Below are 16,057 nucleotides of genomic sequence, written 5' to 3' on the forward strand. Positions count from 1 at the left end.
CGGCCGCGCCCGACGCCCCCGGACACCCGGCAAACCGACCGCCGCCCGGCGAACCGGCGAGCGCCAGGCAAAGCAGCCACGCCCGCCGAACAGACGTGTGTCCAGCGAACCGGCCGGCATCCGGCGAACCGGTCACCTCCAGCGAACCGGCCACGTCCAGCGGACAGGCCGCCGCCCGCCAGCAGGCCACCGCCCGGCGGACCAGGCGCGTCCGCCGGACCACCCGCGCCCGGCGAACCGGCAAGCGCCCAGCGAACCGGCGGGTGTCCGGCGGGCCGCCCGCCATCCGGACGCCCGCCGCCCCCCGGGGACGCCCGCCGAGACACGCGTCTCATCCGACGGACGACGTTTCGCCCAGGTTTCCCGCAGCGGATACCCTCCAGTCGTGGCTGAGATCCAGATTCCTTCTGACATCAAGCCCGCGGACGGACGTTTCGGCGCGGGTCCCTCCAAGGTGCGGACGGAGGCGCTGGACGCCCTCGCCGCGACCGGCACCTCCCTCCTCGGCACCTCCCACCGTCAGGCTCCGGTGAAGAACCTGGTCGGCAAGGTGCGCGAGGGCATCTCCGAGCTGTTCCAGCTGCCCGACGGCTACGAGGTCATCCTCGGCAACGGCGGCTCGACGGCCTTCTGGGACATCGCGACCCACGGCCTGATCGAGAACAAGTCGCAGCACCTCAGCTTCGGCGAGTTCTCCTCGAAGTTCGCCAAGGCCGCCAAGCTCGCCCCGTGGCTGGCCGAGCCCACCGTCATCGCCGCCGACCCGGGCACGCACCCCGAGCCCGAGGCCGAGGCGGGCGTGGACGTCTACGCCTTCACGCACAACGAGACCTCGACCGGCGTCGCCATGCCGATCAAGCGGGTGGCCGGCGCCGACGAGGGCGCCCTGGTCCTGGTCGACGCCACCTCCGGCGCCGGCGGCCTGCCGGTCGACATCGCCGAGACGGACGTCTACTACTTCGCCCCGCAGAAGTCCTTCGCCTCCGACGGCGGCCTGTGGATCGGCGTCTTCTCCCCGGCCGCGATCGAGCGGGCCGAGCGCGTGCACGCCTCCGGCCGTCACGTCCCGGAGTTCTTCAGCCTGCCGACGGCGATCGACAACTCCCGCAAGAACCAGACGTACAACACCCCGGCGCTCGCCACCCTCTTCCTGCTGAACCAGCAGCTGGAGTGGCTCAACGGCCAGGGCGGCCTGGACTGGGCGGTCCGCCGCACCGCCACCTCCGCGCGCACGCTGTACGGCTGGGCCGAGGACATCAAGTACGCGAACCCGTTCGTCGCCGACCCGGCCAAGCGCTCGCAGGTCATCGGCACGATCGACTTCTCGGACGAGATCGACGCCGCCGCCGTCGCCAAGGTCCTGCGCGCCAACGGCATCGTCGACACCGAGCCGTACCGCAAGCTCGGCCGCAACCAGCTGCGGGTGGCGATGTTCCCGGCGATCGACCCGGCGGACGTCGAGGCGCTGACGAAGTGCGTCGACTACGTGATCGAGAAGCTCTGACCGCTTCCCTCGCTTCGTTCGCTCGCGTACGCGGCTGAAGGGCGCCCGGTGTCCACCGGGCGCCCTTCTGTCATGCGGCCGTGCAGCTCACGTTCGGCACGGTGCCGCCGCCGGGCGCGCCGCCGAACCCGAAGGTCGCCGAAGCGCCCGCGGCCAGGCTGCCGTTGTGCGCGGCGTTCACCGCGGTCACGGTCGAACCGGACTGCGTGTACGAGGCGTTCCACATGCTCGTGACCTGCTGGGAGCCGCTCCACGTCCAGGTCACCTTCCAGGACGACAGCGCGGTCGTCCCGGTGTTGGTCACCTTCACCTCGGCGTTGAAGCCGCCGCCCCAGTCGCTGCTGACGGTGTAGGCGGCGCTGCAGGCGGCCGTCGAACCGCCGCCTCCCGTGCCGCCACCGCCGCCGCTCCCGCCGCCGCTGCCCGGGAACCCGGACGCCTTGATGCTCGCCAGGTAGCCGTCCTTGACGGTGTCCACGGTGTTCCAGTCGTCCTTCAGGATCCCGCCGGTGTCACCGGAGTTGGGATTCCAGGACCAGAACGTCCACTGGAAGGAGTCGGCGCCGTACGTCGACGTCGGCCGCAGGTAACTCACCAGCGCGGCCAGCCACTTCTGGTCCACCGTCGACTGGAGCGTGGTGCCGAACTCGCCGATCCACACGGGCGCGATGTTCTGCTTGAAGATGTAGCCCCAGTACTTGTCCCACACCCCGGGCATGTTGGCGGGGAACGACGGATCGCTGAACCAGCTCTGCTGGGCGACGCTGGTGGCGTAGTCGTGGGCGGAGTACACGACCCGGTTCGCCACGTCGAGCTGCACCGGGTACTGCGCGACGCCCATCAGGTTGCCGCCCCACCAGCCGGAGACGCCGTCGTAGGTCTGCACGCCCTCCACGAAGATGAGCAGTTCGGGGTTGACGGAGAGCACCGCGTTGCCGCCCCGCTGGGCGGCCAGGCGCCAGTCCTTCGTCGTGTCCCCGCAGCCCCAGCAGGCGGGGTCGTGCGGCTCGTTGTGCAGGTCGATGCCGATGACGGTGGAGTTGCCGGCGTAACGGGAGGCCAGGGACTTGAGGTTGGCGATCCAGGTCGACTCCGGCACCGACGCCGTGTACCAGAGCGCCGACTGGCCGCCGGAGTCCGGGCGGTGGCGGTCGAGGATGACCTTCATCCCGTCCTGGCCGGCGTAGGCGACGAGCTTGTCCATGACCTGGAGGGAGGTGAGGCCCTGCAGGTCGGCGTTCTTGCCGCCGGAGAAGTCGATGCTGTCGGGGGCGGTCCCGGACTTGAGGATGTCGTCGCTGTAGGGCAGCCGGATGGTGTTGTAGCCCAGCGACTTCATCTGGTCGATCATGCTCTTGTAGTCGCGGGACCACAGGCCGTGGACGACGTGGTTGCCGGTCTCGAAGCCGAACCAGTTGATGCCGGCGATCCGGACGGGCTGCCCGGCCGCGTCGAGGATCTGCCGGCCACTGGTGTGCCAGTAGCCCGCACCGGCCGTGTCGGCGGTGCCGGCGGCGTGCGCGGTGTGCGCGCCGGCCAGCGGTAACAACAGCGCCGCGGCGGCGCACAGCGCTCTTCGCAAGCTGCGGAACATGTGCCTGGGTCCTCTCGACAGGCGCGGGCCCGGAACCGATGGGAGCGCTCCCACCACACCACGCACCCCCCAGGAAACTGACACACCATGCCCACGTCAAGACATCGCACAGCGCTCGGACGCGAACTTCCGCGAAGCTGCCCGGACTTCCGCGAAGCTCCCCGGACTTCCGCGGACTTCCGCGAACTTCCGCGAACTTCCGAGGACTTCCGTCAACTTCCGAGGACTTCAGCGGCGACGCACCAGCCGCCGGAGGCCGAAGAGGGCCGCCGCGGCGACGGCCACGGCGAGGGCGCCGGTCTTGAAGGTGGAGCCGAGGCCGTCGCCGCTGTCCCCCGCAGCACCCGAACCGGCGCTTCCCGAGGGGGACTTGCCGCTGCCGGCGCCGGGCGCGTCCTCCGCCTGCACGGAACTGCTCGCGCCCTCGCTGCCGTACAGGAGCTTCGATCCGTCGGCGGAGTAGCTGACGGACTCGCCCTGGCCCTGGAGGGGCACGTCGAGGCGGCCCTCCCGCTTGATCCGGCCGGCGTCGAAGTCGTACCAGATCCCGCCGAAGTAGCCGCGCACGGCGAGCCGTTTGCCGTCCGGGGAGAGGGCCGCGTCGGTGGCCCACAGGTCGACGGTGGCGACCGGGCGGAAGACGTTCGCGCCGGACGGCGACAGGGTGGCCGGGCCCTGGTAGAGGTGCCCGCCGTCCTCGTTCTTGTCGATGATGTAGGCGCGGCCGGTCTTCGGGTCGACCACGAGCGACTCGGCGTCGCGGGCGCCGTCCGCGTACTTCACCACGTACTGCGTGGCCCGCACGGTCTGGTCGGTCAGCTTCTTCGGCTCGGGCAGCCGGTAGATCCACACGTACGGCCACTTGCCGCCGAGGTTGTCGCCGATGTCGCCGACGTAGATCTGGTTGCCGGGGCCGATGGAGATCGCCTCGACGTCGCGCGGCGAGCCGACGCCGGTCAGGGTGACGCGGGCGACGGTCCGGCCGGTGGCGCTGTCCACCGCGTACAGGTAGGGGCCGTCGTCGCTGTCGTTGTGGGTCCAGTAGATGCCGGGGTGCAGGCGGGAGGCGGCGAGGCCGCTGGACTCCGTGATGCGCGGGTCCTTGATGGTGAACGACTGGTCGCCGCCCGCGGCGGCGGCGGGCAGCGCGCAGGCACCCGTGAGCAGGATCCCGGCGAGGAGAGCGAACGATCGGCGCATGGCCCAAGACTGCCATCCCCGCGGCCCGTTCACGCAGGCGTGTCCGGCCTCACATCCCACCCGCCCCGCTGATCGTCCATCATGAGCGGATGCTCAGGCTCATGCCCGTCGGCGACTCCCAGACGATCGGGAGCGCGGGCGAACACACGTGGCGTTACCGGATGTGGCGGCACCTGTGCGAGACGTACGGGGGCCCGTTCGCCCTCGTCGGACCGCGCGAGACGCTGTACGACAAGGCGGCGGACGCGCCCGTGTCGTACGCCTACGCCGAACCGGACTTCCCGCGCGCCCACCTGGCCGGCTGGGGTGAGGGCTGGCTGCACATGGCGCCCCTGGTCGGCGAGGCGGTCCGCGCGCACCGGGCCGACGTCCTGCTGGTCGCCCTGGGCCTGATAGACCTGGGCTTCTACACGAACGCGGAGCAGACGGCGGACAACGTGCGCCGGTTCGTCGCCGAGGCCCGCACCGCGAACCCGCGCGTCCGGATGGCCGTACTGCCCGTCATACCCAACGTCCGCGCGCTGTCCGACGCCCCCTTCGGCGCGCAGGTCGCCCGTTTCAACGAACTGCTCGCCAAGACCGTGGCCGACCTCGACGACGCCCGCTCCCCCCTCCTGCTGGCCTCGCCCCCGCCCTCGTACGACATCGACCGCGACACCTATGACGGCACGCACCCCAACGCGAGCGGCGAACACAAGATCGCGGCGGCCTTCGCGGACGCCATGCACCAGGCCTGGGGCCTGGGCCGCCCCTACGGCGACTGACCCGGAGGGCCCGGCGGCGTTCCGCCGCGTGTCCCGGTCACCGTGCGTATCGTTGTACCGCGCGGCTGTACTCGTGTGTCGGGGCAGCCGGGGCGGAGCGCCACGATGACCGTCCTGGAGGACAGGATCGAGATGGCCGAGGAACGCGGCGAGCTGACGCCGGACGTGATGTTCGAGTCGCTCGAGAAGATGCCCATCCCCGAGGGAACGAAGGTCGAGATCGTCGGCGGAGACATCTTCATGTCACCGCAGCGGCAGACCCGCTGGGAGATCGTCTTCAGCATTCTGGAACAGCTGCGCGCCAGGTATCCGATCAAGCGGCTCGCCTCCGACGTCCGGATCGACTTCCCGGGGCGCCTGAACGGTTTCGCCTGTGACGTGGCCGCTCTGGCCGAGCGTTCCGTGAAGGACGACAACGGCCGCTGGCGCCACCAGGACGTCGAGTTCGTGGCCGAGGTCATCTGCAAGGACACGGCTGCGAACGACTACGGCCCCAAGAAGCTCGCCTACGCGGTCGCCGGGGTCCCCGTCTATCTCATCGTCGACCCGTACCAGGGCAAGTGCCGCCTCCACACCCAGCCGAAGGAAGGCGAGTACGTCAGCGAGCTCTCCATCACCTTCGGCGCGGACGTAGACATGACCACCACCCACCTCGGCCTCGTCCTCAGGACCGACGGCTTCCCCCGCGACTGACCGGTGCTTGCCTAGAGCGCACTCCAAGCCGTTGGCTTGGGGACCATGGAGTACACGCAGCTGGGACGCACGGGACTCAAGGTCAGCCGCCTGGTCCTCGGCACCATGAATTTCGGACCGCAGACCGACGAGGCGGACAGCCACGCCATCATGGACGCGGCGCTGGACGCGGGCATCAACTTCTTCGACACAGCAAACCGGCAACTTTGACGCCAGGTTGCACAGTAGCGCATCGCTGACGCTCACCGCTCCTGCGGACCCCGAGTGGAAACGACGAAGCCGCCGCCTCCAACTCGCTTCGAACGCAAGCAGAAGGCGACGGCCCCTCACACAGACCCGCTACCTCACCATGCGAAGGCCTCGGGAGACGGTCCGGGACCGGGGAAGATCTCGTCCAGAGACGTCAGCAGTTCCTCGCTCAGCTCCAGCTCCAGGGCGCGCAGCACCGAGTCCAGCTGCTCCTGCGTGCGGGGGCCGACGATCGGGCCGGTGACGCCGGGGCGGGTCAGCAGCCAGGCGAGCGCCGCTTCACCGGGCTCCAGGCCGTGCTTGTCGAGGAGGTTCTCGTACGCCTGGATCTGCTCGCGTGTCTTGGTGTCCTTGAGCGCGTCGGCAGCGCGGCCGCTCGCCCGGCGCCCCTCCGTGGCCTCCTTCTTGAGGACTCCGCCCAGCAGTCCGCCGTGCAGCGGCGACCAGGGGATGACGCCGAGCCCGTAGTCCTGCGCCGCAGGGATGACCTCCATCTCGGCGCGGCGCTCGGCGAGGTTGTACAGGCACTGCTCGCTGACCAGGCCCATGCGGCCGTGCCGGGCAGCCAGCTCGTTGGCCTGGGCGATCTTGTAGCCGGGGAAGTTGGACGACCCGGCGTAGAGGATCTTGCCCTGCTGGACCAGGACGTCGATCGCCTGCCAGATCTCCTCGAACGGCGTCGACCGGTCGATGTGATGGAACTGGTAGATGTCGATGTAGTCGGTCTGCAGCCGCTTGAGGGAGGCGTCGACGGCCCGGCGGATGTTCACCGCGGAGAGCTTGTCGTGGTTGGGCCAGACGGAGGAGTCGTCCGGGGCCATGTTCCCGTCACCTTGGTGGCGAGGACCGTCCTGTCGCGCCGCCCGCCACCCTGGGCGAACCAAGTACCGATGATCTCCTCGGTGCGGCCCTTGTTCTCACCCCACCCATAGACGTTGGCCGTGTCTACAAAGTTCAGACCCGCGTCGAGAGCGGCGTCCATGATGTCGTGGCTGGTTGATTCGTCTGTCTGCGGACCGAAGTTCATCGTACCGAGAACGAGTCGGCTGACCTTGAGTCCGGTGCGTCCGAGCTGCGTGTACTTCATGGACCACAAGCCAACTGCTTCGAGCCCGCTCCAGGCAAGGGCATCAGGTGCCGCCGTCAGGAGTCGTCTCCGAGGTGCCGGTACAGCGTGGCCCGGGAGACGCCCAGAGCCTTGGCGACGGCGCTGACACTCTCTCCCTTCGCCTTCCTCGCGCGGGCCACGGTCAGCACGTCCTCATACGTCAAGCTCGAGACGGGAGTTTCGAGACGGGTTTTGAACAGCGCTACACCCCCTTCAGGGACGCTTGCCATCTCGTCTCACAAACCTTGGTTTTCGAGACGGTCCATGCTGGCCTGTGTGGGACGACTGCCGCACCCCTCGGGACGCTTGCCCGTCTGTACGCCTTCTTTTTGGGACCAGGGTTCCAAGTTCTACTGGCCCACTCTGATCGGGTGACTCCACTGGCAGGGGGCGGAGTGTCTCGCTAATCCTCCTTGCCCTGGTCAGCTTCATCGTCCGCCCAGGGGTACAGGGTGGCGAAGTGACGGATTCGCTCCTGCTCGGCGGCTTCGTCGGCGGCGTCGTAGTGCCGTATCTGCTTCCACCAGCGGCCGTAGTCGTAGCCGTCGCAGTGGTTGAAGTCGAGGGCAGTGCAGTGCGTACAGACACGCACCCCTTCAGACACTTGCCCCTTCGTCCACAGCAAGGCTCTTCGCGCCCGTCTCGCGGCCTGCCCGGTGTCCGACCGGCAAGGCCAGGCGTGCACCCCGCTCGTCGATGGCAGGCAGACGTGACGGCAGGGGCAGGGGGTGGGGGCATGACCCCCGAAGGGGGCAAGCCAGACCGCCATGTCACAGCAGCCAAGATTCCGCCACGGTTCCAGGGGCCGTCTGCCCTCCCCGCAGGCTGCCACGGCGAGAGCGTATGGCCTGGTCACAGGCCTACCTTGCCTTGCTCGCAGCGGCGGAAAGCCGCAAGGAACAGGGCCTAACGACTGCACCTGCGGGGCGCGGCAGCGCCCCCTAGGGCTTGCACCTGTCGGCCCCCTCCGGGGCCGCACTGTCGTTGAGCACTGCGACTGTGGCGGCCGGTAGGCCGCCCCTTGCTGCCTTTCTCTGCGCCGTTGTCCCTCCCTAGGGGGGCGCTGCCGCGCCCCTACTTGCCCTCGCCTTGAAGCAGGCTGCTTCCTTCAGCCGACCCCGACAGAGGCTCGACTGCACTTGGGCCAAATAGATAAGAGAGGACGCGAGCGTTCCCGCAGTTCGGATGCTGTTTGGGTACACGCCAGGCGTGCTCTGACTACACGGACAGCGTGTACTTACCGGTCCTGGTGGAGACGGCAGGGAACTGGCGCACCCTTGCCCTTCTGGAACAGGTGGGGAGGGAGCACGAGGCAAGCGGCCCCGGAACGGGGCGACACAAGGTCCAGCTCCTTGGCGCGGGCCACCGCGTTGCGGGTGCTCTGCTCGGACAGTGGCTTACCTTCCTTGCCCAGCAGTGCGGCCAGCCGGCCGGGGGCGAAGCCCGCGTGTCCGTGCCGGTCTGCCCATCCGATGGCGGCGAAGTGGACGCGGTAGGCGAGCTGGTGCGCAGGGTTCTGCGCCATGCGCCGGTACTCGTGCTGAGAGACACCGCCCCACGGGCGGTCATGGCCGAAGCTGATAGCCACCGGGTGTGGCTCCTTCCTGTGAGGCGCACACGCGTGCGCCAGTCCCCCGCCGGATGGCGGGACATGTGCCTCCCTTTCTTCGCGGGGGTGGACCGTGCACGGATGGCGCGGTCTCTCTTCACAGGTGGACGCCCAAGCCTTCGGGCCTGGACTCGGTCTCGTGCGGTCGGGAGCGACGGCGGCGACCTGCCGGGCATCTTACAAACGCGCAGAAGGACCCCGACCACAGGACCCTCCTCGTCACCTGCAGTTGTCGGTCATCCTTCGCTGTGGACCGCCGCCATGTTGCGCAGACGCTGCTTGAAGTCCATCGGGATCAGAACCTGAACCCTCCCGACTGGGTGTTGCCACATCCCGTCATGGCCATCGGGAGCCATGAGCTGCGTGGCGGTCATCCCAGGAATCGGCTCGGCATGGATGACGGCCTTGACCCCTGCGGCGCGTAGCTCCCTGCCCTTTTCGTGCTGGGTCGACAACGTGCTCCACCGTTCCCGGTAGGTCTCCCCTGTCGGAATCTCCTCCCAGGTGTCCGGACGCGTGGGCTGCGCGATGAGCTGTTCACGTCGCGCGTCCAACCGCTTGTACGCCTCCCGGTACTCCTGCTTGCCCAGCTCACTGGAGTAGAGGCCCGCCTCGCGATCCTCCCTCAGGTCCGACAAGGCGCGGTTCACTTCCTCGATGTCACGCGTGTAGTCCACGCCCGGCCGGAAGACCTTCCGGACGATCTCGACATCCCCGGCAGCGAGGAGGAACGCCTGTTCCACGGCGCCCTCCAGCGTGTGCGCCGCGATGCCCTTGCTTCCGGTCGGACACGGCTTGTGCGTGGTACGGGAGGCGCAGCGGTAGTAGGGCCAGTTACGGCCAGGGCCGAGATATGCCGGCTCCCCACATGTGCAGAACGCGACCCGGAGCAAGGGCGACCCACCCTTGCGGTTGCCGTTGCGCTTGCTGGTGTTCTCGTCCAGCTTCTTGTTGGCCAGCTCCCACTCCTCGTGCGTGATCAGCGGCTCCGCGCGCTGAAGGGGCTGGCCGTCAGCGTCCCGGACGACCCGGCGTCGTGTCGTCTTCTTCCCGTCGACCATCACCTCCTCAGACACCTCCATCTGCCCCAGGATGCAGCGGGAGCGTACGACCTTGGCCGTGTTCGCGGCGGTCCAGCGGCTGCCCTTCGGGGTCTTGCCGCTGCGGATCATCTGAGCGTCGAGTGACGTCGGGGTCTTCGACACGTCCTCGTTGAGCCACTGCGCGATGCTGTTCGCCGACTCGCCCGCGATGAGACGGCGGACGATCTCACGGAGTGTCCCGGCCGTGTCGGTCCCGTAGTCGTCAGGGACGAGCTTCCACCCCTCGCCGGTCTCCTGCTTCTCCTCGCGGTAGCCGTACGGAGTGCGGCCGCCACGCCAGCGACCCTCCTTCACCAGGTGGTTGTACGAGGACTTGGCCCGCGCCTTGATGGCTTCGAGCTCCCCTTCCGCGAAGGACGCGATCAGGCTCAGGAGGAGCTTCCCCATCTGCGTGTTGAGGTTGATCCCGTCCTCGACGGTCGCGACCTCCTTGCCGTTCTTCTCGCACCACTCCAGGAGGGTGTGCACGTGCAGCACGCGCCGCGAGAGGCGGTCGATCTTCAGCGCGCAGAGGATGTCGTACTCATCGGCGCGCGACTCCTCCATCGCGATCCGGTGCTCGATCGCGCTGACCTCCTTTCCGATCGTCGAAGGCAACCACTTGCCGAACTCTGGGCGCTTCCACGGCTCTACCCTGCCGGACACGTCGATGTCCTCGACCCACCCCACGACGACGTGCCCCTCCAGATCGGCCCATCGCTGGATGGACCGACGCTGACGCTCCGGCGATGTGGTCTCGTCCGACACCCTCGACAGACGGACCACACCCAGAACTCTCGCCATGCTCGTCCTCCCTCTCCCCTGTGGCACGCATCGCGCACAAGGGGTGACGGTATGTGGTTCGGGTCTACGGGTGGGGCGAGAACAATGGCCGCACGGAATCGATCATCGGCAACTGGTTCGCGAAGGGCGGCGACCGGCGCGACAAGGTCGTCCTCGCCACCAAGGTGTACGGCAACATGGGCCCGGACGGCGAGGCGTGGCCCAACCACGACAAGCTCTCCGCGGTCAACATCCGGCGGGCCGTGGACGCCAGCCTGAAGCGGCTGCAGACCGACTACATCGATCTCTACCAGTTCCACCACATCGACCGGAACACTCCCTTCGAGGAGATCTGGCAGGCCATCGACGTACTGGTGCAGCAGGGCAAGATCCTCTACGTCGGCTCCAGCAACTTCCCCGGCTACAAGATCGCCCAGGCCAACGAGATCGCCGCCCGCCGCGGCGGCACCATCGGCCTGGTCAGCGAGCAGTGCCTCTACAACCTCGCCGAGCGCCGCGCCGAGATGGAGGTCATCCCGGCAGCGCAGGACTACGGGCTGGGGGTCATCCCCTGGTCGCCGTTGCACGGCGGACTGCTGGGCGGGGTCATCAAGAAGCAGGTGGAGGGCGGGCGCCGCGCCTCCGGGCGGGCCCCCGACACCCTCGCCGACCCCGGTAAGCGCGCACAGATCCAGGCGTACGAGGACCTGCTCGACAAGCACGGCGTGGAGCCCGGCGAGGCCGCCCTGGCCTGGCTGCTCACCCGTCCGGGCGTGACCGGCCCGATCGTCGGCCCGCGCACCTCCGGGCAGCTGGAGTCCGCGGTGCGCGCGGTCGAGCTGGAGCTGAGCGAGGAGCTGTTGGCCGGCCTGGAGGAGATCTTCCCGGGTCCCGGGCCGTCTCCGGAGGCCTTCGCCTGGTGACACGGTGAGGGCGGCGCCCCAGGGCGCGGGGAGCCGTGCGGCTCCCCGCGGCTACCTGACGGCCGCCGCGACGGCCACCACCACGAGCAGGAGAACGAGCGCACCGGCCATGATCCGGTTCCGGGTCTTCGGGTCCACGCGACGAGCCTAACCGGCCCCGCCGAGCGGCCAGCAGGCGACCGCCTCGTACCGCGGCTGTTCGCCCGGCACGCCCGACCGGGGCAGGTTGCTGCGCACCAGCGCCAGCTCCGCCACCGTCCAGGTGCGGCTGGTGAAACCGCGCAGGGCCGCCACGTACGGCCGCACGTCGACCGTCTCCCGGCCGCGGGCCACGGTCAGGTGGGCCTTGTAGTGGCGGTGCTCCTCCATCGGCAGGCCCGCCCTGCGAGCCGCCGCCTCCGCGCGCTCGGCCAGCAGCCGCAGGGTCGTCAGGTCGCCCTCCGCGCCGGTCCACAGGGCGCGCCCACGCCCGAACTGGCCGCCGCCGTGCAGCGCCAGCGGGAACGGGCCGGTGCGGTGGGCGGCGCGCGCCAGCCGCGCCGACAGGTCGGGGACGAGGTCCTCGCCGACCTCGCCGTAGAACGCGAGCGTGAAGTGCCAGGCGGGCGGGCCGGTCCAGCGCAGGGCGTCCGCGCCGGGCAGCTCCCGCAGGGCGGCGAGCTGCGAGGCAAGTTCACCGGCGATGTCGTCCGGGGGCACTACGGCGGTGAAGAGTCTCATGTCTTCCAGCCTGACACCGCCCCCCGGCCTGCCTCATCATGCCCTCATCATGCCCCCCGGCCCGGCATCCCCCGCGAGGGATCTCACGCGGCCCGCGCCAGCTCCTCCCGTCGCTCGCGGGGCACCAGGTCCAGGCGCGGGTGACCGTGGTTCCAGCCCATCGACAGCCGCAGGTTGCCGATGCGGGCCAGCACCAGGCCGATCCCGGCCGCCGCGCCCGCGGCGATCAGGCCGCCGACGGCGAGGCCCGCGCGGACGCCGTAGGTGTCGGTGATCCAGCCGGCGATCGGCGCGCCCACCGGCGTGCCGCCCAGGAAGACCATCATGTACAGCGCCATGACGCGGCCGCGCATGGCCGGGTCGGTGGCGAGCTGGATGCCGGAGTTGGCGGTGACGTTGACCGTCATGCCGAACATCCCGATCGGGGCCATGAGCAGGGCGAACAGCCACAGGGACGGCGCCGCCGCGGCCACCAGCTCCATCGTGCCGAAGGCCATCGCCGCCGCGATCAGCACCCGCATCCGGGCGGTGCCCCGGCGGGCGGCGAGCAGGGCGCCGGCCAGCGAGCCGATCGCCATCAGCGTGTTGAACAGGCTGTAGGAGCCCGCGCCGGCGTGGAAGACGTCGTCGGCGAAGGCGGAGAGGTAGACGGGGAAGTTGAAGCCGAAGGTGCCGACGAACCCGACGAGGACGATCGTCCAGATCAGGTCGGGGCGGTCGGCCACGTAGTGCAGGCCCTCCCTCAGCTGGCCCTTGCCGCGCGGGGCGCGCTCGACGACGTGCAGCTCACGCGCGCGCATCAGCAGCAGACCGGCGATGGGGGCCACGAAGGACAGGCCGTTGAACAGGAACGCCCAGCCGGTGCCCACGCCGGTGATCATCAGGCCGGCGACGGCGGGGCCGACGAGGCGGGCGGACTGGAAGTTCGCGGAGTTGAGGCTGACCGCGTTCTGCAGCTGGTCCGGGCCGACCATCTCGGAGACGAAGGACTGGCGGGCCGGGTTGTCGACGACCGTGGCGAGGCCGACGGCGAAGGCGGCCACGTACACGTGCCACACCTGCACGTGACCGGTCAGGGTCAGCAGGGCCAGCACGATGCCGGTGACGGCCATCGCGGACTGCGTGACGAGCAGCGCGCGGCGCTTGGGCAGCCGGTCGACGAGGACGCCGCCGTACAGGCCGAACAGCAGCATCGGCAGGAACTGCAGGGCCGTCGTGACGCCGACGGCGGTCGCGGAGCCGGTGAGGCTGAGCACCAGCCAGTCCTGGGCGATGCGCTGCATCCAGGTGCCGATGTTCGAGACGACCTGTCCGATGAAGAACAGGCGGTAGTTCCGGATCTTCAGGGAGCTGAACATCGTGGAGCGGCGCTCGGGGACGGGCGGGGAGTCGGGGGTGGTCGGTGCGGGGGCGGAATCTGCTCCGGGTCCCGTACTCAAAAGGGTTCGCCTCCTCGATACTGCTGCTTACAGGTGCGCGAGCTTCTCCAGCACGGGCGCGGCGGCGCGCAGTGCGGCCCACTCGTCCTCGTCGAGACCCTCGACCAGGTTGGCCAGGAACGCGTTGCGCTTGCGGCGGCTCTCCTCGAGCATCGCCTCGGCCTGCTCGGTCTTGGTCACGACCTTCTGGCGCCGGTCCTCGGGGTGCGGCTCCAGGCTGACCAGCCCCTTGGCCTCGAGCAGCGCGACGATGCGGGTCATCGACGGCGGCTGCACGTGCTCCTTGCGGGCTAGTTCGCCCGGCGTGGCGCTGCCGCAGGTGGACAGGGTGCCCAGCACCGACATCTCGGTGGGGCTCAGCGACTCGTCGACCCGCTGGTGCTTGAGCCGACGGGACAGCCGCATGACGGCTGATCGAAGGGAGTTCACGGCGGCAGCGTCGTCGCCATGGCTTAGGTCCGGCATGTTCTTTAGCCTAACTCATTACTCTGGCTAAAGACCACTGCGGGGACGGAGGAGTGCCCGTGATTCCGGCCACTGTGCCGTATGCGCCACTCGTTCGGGTGGCAGCACGCCGAACGCGGCACAGCCGCCGGTCTCTGCCGCGACCCTTTGCGTCATGGAGACCAGCGTGCTCAGCCTGCGCATCGACGCAGAGCTGCTCGAGCGGCTCCGGCAGCATGCCGCCAGAAGAGGAATGAGCGTCCAGGACTACGTGGTCCGGACGCTCATTCGCGACGACTTCGACGAGCGGTTCCAGACCGCCGTCGAGGAGACGGAGAAGTTCTACGGGGTCACCTGAGCGCGGCTCAGGACGGGCCGGGCGCCGCTCAGGACGGGCCGGGCGTGGCTCAGGACGGGCCGGGCGTGGCTCAGGACGGGCCGGGCGCCGCTCAGGTCAGGCCGAGCGTGGCTCAGGTGACGCCGAGCGCGGCTCAGGTCAGGCCGAGCGCGGGCATCAGGTAGTAGAAGCCGAACACCGCGGCGACGACGTACATCGGCACCGGCACCTCCCGGCCCCGCCCGGCCACCAGGCGCAGCAGCACGAAGGTGATGAAGCCCATGCCGATGCCGTTGGTGATCGAGTAGGTGAACGGCATCATCACCATGGTCACGAAGGCCGGGATGGCGATCGTGTGATCGGCCCAGTCGATCTCCCGGACCGAACCCGCCAGGATCAGGAAGCCGACCGCGAGCAGGGCCGGAGTGGCCGCCTGCGACGGCACCATCGTGGCGACCGGGGTGAGGAACAGGGCCACGGCGAACAGCGCGCCGGTGACGACGTTCGCGAAGCCGGTGCGCGCGCCCTCGCCGACGCCGGCCGTGGACTCCACGAAGGCGGTGGTGGCCGAGGAGGAGCTGGCGCCGCCCGCGGCGACCGCGAGGCCGTCGACGAACAGGACCTTGTTGATGCCGGGCATCTCGCCCTGGGCGTTGGTCAGCTTCGCCTCGTCGCCGACGCCCATGATCGTGCCCATCGCGTCGAAGAAGCACGACAGCAGCACGGTGAAGACGAACAGCACGCCGGTCAGCACGCCGACCTTGCCGAAGCCGCCGAACAGGCTGACCTTGCCGATCAGGCCGAAGTCGGGCGTGGCGACCGGGTTGCCCGGCCACTTCGGGGTGGTCAGGCCCCAGCTGGGCACCGTGGCGACCGCGTCCACGACCACCGCGAGGACGGTCATCGTGACGATCGAGATCAGGATCGCGCCGGAGACCCGGCGGACGATGAGCGCGAGGGTGAGCAGCGCGCCCAGGATGAAGATCAGCACCGGCCAGCCGTTGAGGTGGCCGTCGCCGCCGAGCTGCACGGGGACGGTGGTCTGGGCGGCGTCCGGGATGCGGGAGACGAAGCCGGAGTCGACCAGGCCGATCAGCATGATGAACAGGCCGATACCGATGGAGATCGCCTTGCGCAGCCCGTAGGGCACCGCGTTCATCACGCGCTCCCGCAGACCGGTGGCGACCAGCAGCATCACCACGAAGCCCGCCAGCACGACCATGCCCATCGCGTCCGGCCACGACATCCGCGGGGCGAGCTGGAGCGCGACGACGGAGTTCACGCCGAGACCGGCGGCCAGCGCGATCGGGACGTTGCCGATCACGCCCATGAGCAGGGTGGTGAACGCCGCCGTCACGGCGGTCGCGGTGACCAGCTGGCCGTTGTCCAGGTGGTGCCCGTACATGTCCTTCGCGCTGCTGAGGATGATCGGGTTCAGCACGATGATGTACGCCATCGCGAAGAAGGTGGCGAAGCCGCCGCGCACCTCGCGGGCGAGGGTGCTGCCGCGCTCGGTGATCTTGAAGTAGCGGTCGAGCGCTCCGGTTGCGGGCGACTGCCCCGGCTCTCCGGGGGCGGGGACCTTGGCGGGGGCCGAGGTGGACATGG

Annotated in this window: 15 protein-coding genes and 2 pseudogenes; 6 read left to right on the plus strand and 11 right to left on the minus strand. The window is 69.5% G+C overall.

All coding sequences use genetic code 11. From position 1 onward, the window contains the following. Positions 1 to 385 precede the first annotated feature (385 nt). Positions 386 to 1,504, plus strand: a complete 1,119-nt coding sequence (gene serC, locus AB0G63_RS04560) for a phosphoserine transaminase (RefSeq protein ID WP_360744143.1) — start codon at positions 386 to 388, stop codon at positions 1,502 to 1,504. A 70-nt stretch (positions 1,505 to 1,574) separates the two neighbouring features. On the opposite strand, the gene AB0G63_RS04565 is transcribed toward serC, so the two are convergent. Both AB0G63_RS04565 and AB0G63_RS04570 read right to left on the minus strand, forming a co-directional pair. Further along, positions 1,575 to 3,098, minus strand: coding sequence for a cellulase family glycosylhydrolase (locus AB0G63_RS04565; RefSeq protein ID WP_360744146.1), 1,524 nt, complete (start codon positions 3,096 to 3,098; stop codon positions 1,575 to 1,577). A gap of 228 nt (positions 3,099 to 3,326) precedes the next feature. Continuing rightward, the gene (locus AB0G63_RS04570; protein WP_360744149.1) at positions 3,327 to 4,298 is read right to left on the minus strand and encodes a WD40 repeat domain-containing protein; all 972 of its coding nucleotides are present in this window, start codon (positions 4,296 to 4,298) and stop codon (positions 3,327 to 3,329) included. 89 nt (positions 4,299 to 4,387) lie between these two features. Here AB0G63_RS04570 and AB0G63_RS04575 point away from each other — a divergent pair, with 89 nt between their 5' ends. The 3 genes and pseudogenes from AB0G63_RS04575 to AB0G63_RS04585 all read left to right on the plus strand — a co-directional run. Continuing rightward, positions 4,388 to 5,062, plus strand: coding sequence for a GDSL-type esterase/lipase family protein (locus AB0G63_RS04575; protein ID WP_360744152.1), 675 nt, complete (start codon positions 4,388 to 4,390; stop codon positions 5,060 to 5,062). A 105-nt stretch (positions 5,063 to 5,167) separates the two neighbouring features. Beyond that, complete coding sequence (locus AB0G63_RS04580; RefSeq protein WP_360744155.1) at positions 5,168 to 5,755, plus strand: Uma2 family endonuclease; 588 nt, start codon at positions 5,168 to 5,170, stop codon at positions 5,753 to 5,755. A gap of 45 nt (positions 5,756 to 5,800) precedes the next feature. After that, positions 5,801 to 5,953 (plus strand): annotated as a pseudogene (locus AB0G63_RS04585) (aldo/keto reductase); the annotation flags it as partial. A gap of 146 nt (positions 5,954 to 6,099) precedes the next feature. Here AB0G63_RS04585 and AB0G63_RS04590 read toward each other — a convergent pair. From AB0G63_RS04590 to AB0G63_RS04610, 5 genes and pseudogenes are all read right to left on the minus strand, one after another. Beyond that, positions 6,100 to 7,091, minus strand: a pseudogene (locus AB0G63_RS04590) (aldo/keto reductase). A gap of 56 nt (positions 7,092 to 7,147) precedes the next feature. Beyond that, the gene (locus AB0G63_RS04595; protein ID WP_360744158.1) at positions 7,148 to 7,276 is read right to left on the minus strand and encodes a helix-turn-helix domain-containing protein; all 129 of its coding nucleotides are present in this window, start codon (positions 7,274 to 7,276) and stop codon (positions 7,148 to 7,150) included. A gap of 239 nt (positions 7,277 to 7,515) precedes the next feature. Then, positions 7,516 to 7,716, minus strand: coding sequence for a hypothetical protein (locus AB0G63_RS04600; RefSeq protein ID WP_360744161.1), 201 nt, complete (start codon positions 7,714 to 7,716; stop codon positions 7,516 to 7,518). A 633-nt stretch (positions 7,717 to 8,349) separates the two neighbouring features. After that, positions 8,350 to 8,700 carry a hypothetical protein gene (locus tag AB0G63_RS04605; RefSeq protein WP_232838906.1) on the minus strand — a complete coding sequence of 117 codons (351 nt, stop codon included), beginning with the start codon at positions 8,698 to 8,700 and terminating at the stop codon, positions 8,350 to 8,352. A 257-nt stretch (positions 8,701 to 8,957) separates the two neighbouring features. After that, a complete protein-coding gene (locus AB0G63_RS04610; protein ID WP_360744165.1) occupies positions 8,958 to 10,589 on the minus strand; it encodes a recombinase family protein in 1,632 nt (543 codons plus the stop codon). Positions 10,590 to 10,660: 71 nt separating this feature from the next. On the opposite strand from AB0G63_RS04610, the gene AB0G63_RS04615 reads away from it, so the two are divergent. After that, positions 10,661 to 11,509 (plus strand): aldo/keto reductase, encoded by an 849-nt coding sequence (locus tag AB0G63_RS04615; protein ID WP_360744168.1) that lies wholly within the window; start codon positions 10,661 to 10,663, stop codon positions 11,507 to 11,509. A gap of 147 nt (positions 11,510 to 11,656) precedes the next feature. Here AB0G63_RS04615 and thpR read toward each other — a convergent pair whose 3' ends face one another. The 3 genes from thpR to AB0G63_RS04630 all read right to left on the minus strand — a co-directional run bounded on the left by thpR (position 11,657) and on the right by AB0G63_RS04630 (position 14,133). Further along, on the minus strand, positions 11,657 to 12,229 hold the full coding sequence (gene thpR / locus AB0G63_RS04620) for an RNA 2',3'-cyclic phosphodiesterase (RefSeq protein WP_360744171.1): 573 nt from the start codon (positions 12,227 to 12,229) through the stop codon (positions 11,657 to 11,659). An 83-nt stretch (positions 12,230 to 12,312) separates the two neighbouring features. After that, positions 12,313 to 13,668 carry an MFS transporter gene (locus tag AB0G63_RS04625; RefSeq protein WP_360744174.1) on the minus strand — a complete coding sequence of 452 codons (1,356 nt, stop codon included), beginning with the start codon at positions 13,666 to 13,668 and terminating at the stop codon, positions 12,313 to 12,315. A 27-nt stretch (positions 13,669 to 13,695) separates the two neighbouring features. Next, positions 13,696 to 14,133: a MarR family transcriptional regulator gene (locus AB0G63_RS04630; RefSeq protein ID WP_360744177.1), complete on the minus strand. Its 438-nt coding sequence runs from the start codon at positions 14,131 to 14,133 to the stop codon at positions 13,696 to 13,698. A 154-nt stretch (positions 14,134 to 14,287) separates the two neighbouring features. On the opposite strand from AB0G63_RS04630, the gene AB0G63_RS04635 reads away from it, so the two are divergent. Beyond that, the gene (locus AB0G63_RS04635) at positions 14,288 to 14,470 is read left to right on the plus strand and encodes a CopG family antitoxin (RefSeq protein ID WP_324783433.1); all 183 of its coding nucleotides are present in this window, start codon (positions 14,288 to 14,290) and stop codon (positions 14,468 to 14,470) included. A 133-nt stretch (positions 14,471 to 14,603) separates the two neighbouring features. Here AB0G63_RS04635 and AB0G63_RS04640 read toward each other — a convergent pair whose 3' ends face one another. Beyond that, positions 14,604 to 16,055 carry an NCS2 family permease gene (locus tag AB0G63_RS04640; RefSeq protein WP_360744180.1) on the minus strand — a complete coding sequence of 484 codons (1,452 nt, stop codon included), beginning with the start codon at positions 16,053 to 16,055 and terminating at the stop codon, positions 14,604 to 14,606. Positions 16,056 to 16,057: the final 2 nt, after the last annotated feature.

Origin of the sequence: Streptomyces sp. NPDC020996 (assembly GCF_040641355.1) — a bacterium.
Classification (GTDB): Bacteria; Actinomycetota; Actinomycetes; order Streptomycetales; family Streptomycetaceae; genus Streptomyces.

Coding starts and splice junctions, on each gene's coding strand:
- AB0G63_RS04565 (WP_360744146.1), bottom strand. CDS start 3,098: ATGTTCCGCAGCTTGCGAAGAGCGCTGTGCGCCGCCGCGGCGCTGTTG.
- AB0G63_RS04570 (WP_360744149.1), bottom strand. CDS start 4,298: ATGCGCCGATCGTTCGCTCTCCTCGCCGGGATCCTGCTCACGGGTGCC.
- AB0G63_RS04575 (WP_360744152.1), top strand. CDS start 4,388: ATGCTCAGGCTCATGCCCGTCGGCGACTCCCAGACGATCGGGAGCGCG.
- AB0G63_RS04580 (WP_360744155.1), top strand. CDS start 5,168: ATGACCGTCCTGGAGGACAGGATCGAGATGGCCGAGGAACGCGGCGAG.
- thpR (WP_360744171.1), bottom strand. CDS start 12,229: ATGAGACTCTTCACCGCCGTAGTGCCCCCGGACGACATCGCCGGTGAA.
- AB0G63_RS04630 (WP_360744177.1), bottom strand. CDS start 14,133: ATGCCGGACCTAAGCCATGGCGACGACGCTGCCGCCGTGAACTCCCTT.
- AB0G63_RS04635 (WP_324783433.1), top strand. CDS start 14,288: ATGGAGACCAGCGTGCTCAGCCTGCGCATCGACGCAGAGCTGCTCGAG.
- AB0G63_RS04640 (WP_360744180.1), bottom strand. CDS start 16,055: ATGTCCACCTCGGCCCCCGCCAAGGTCCCCGCCCCCGGAGAGCCGGGG.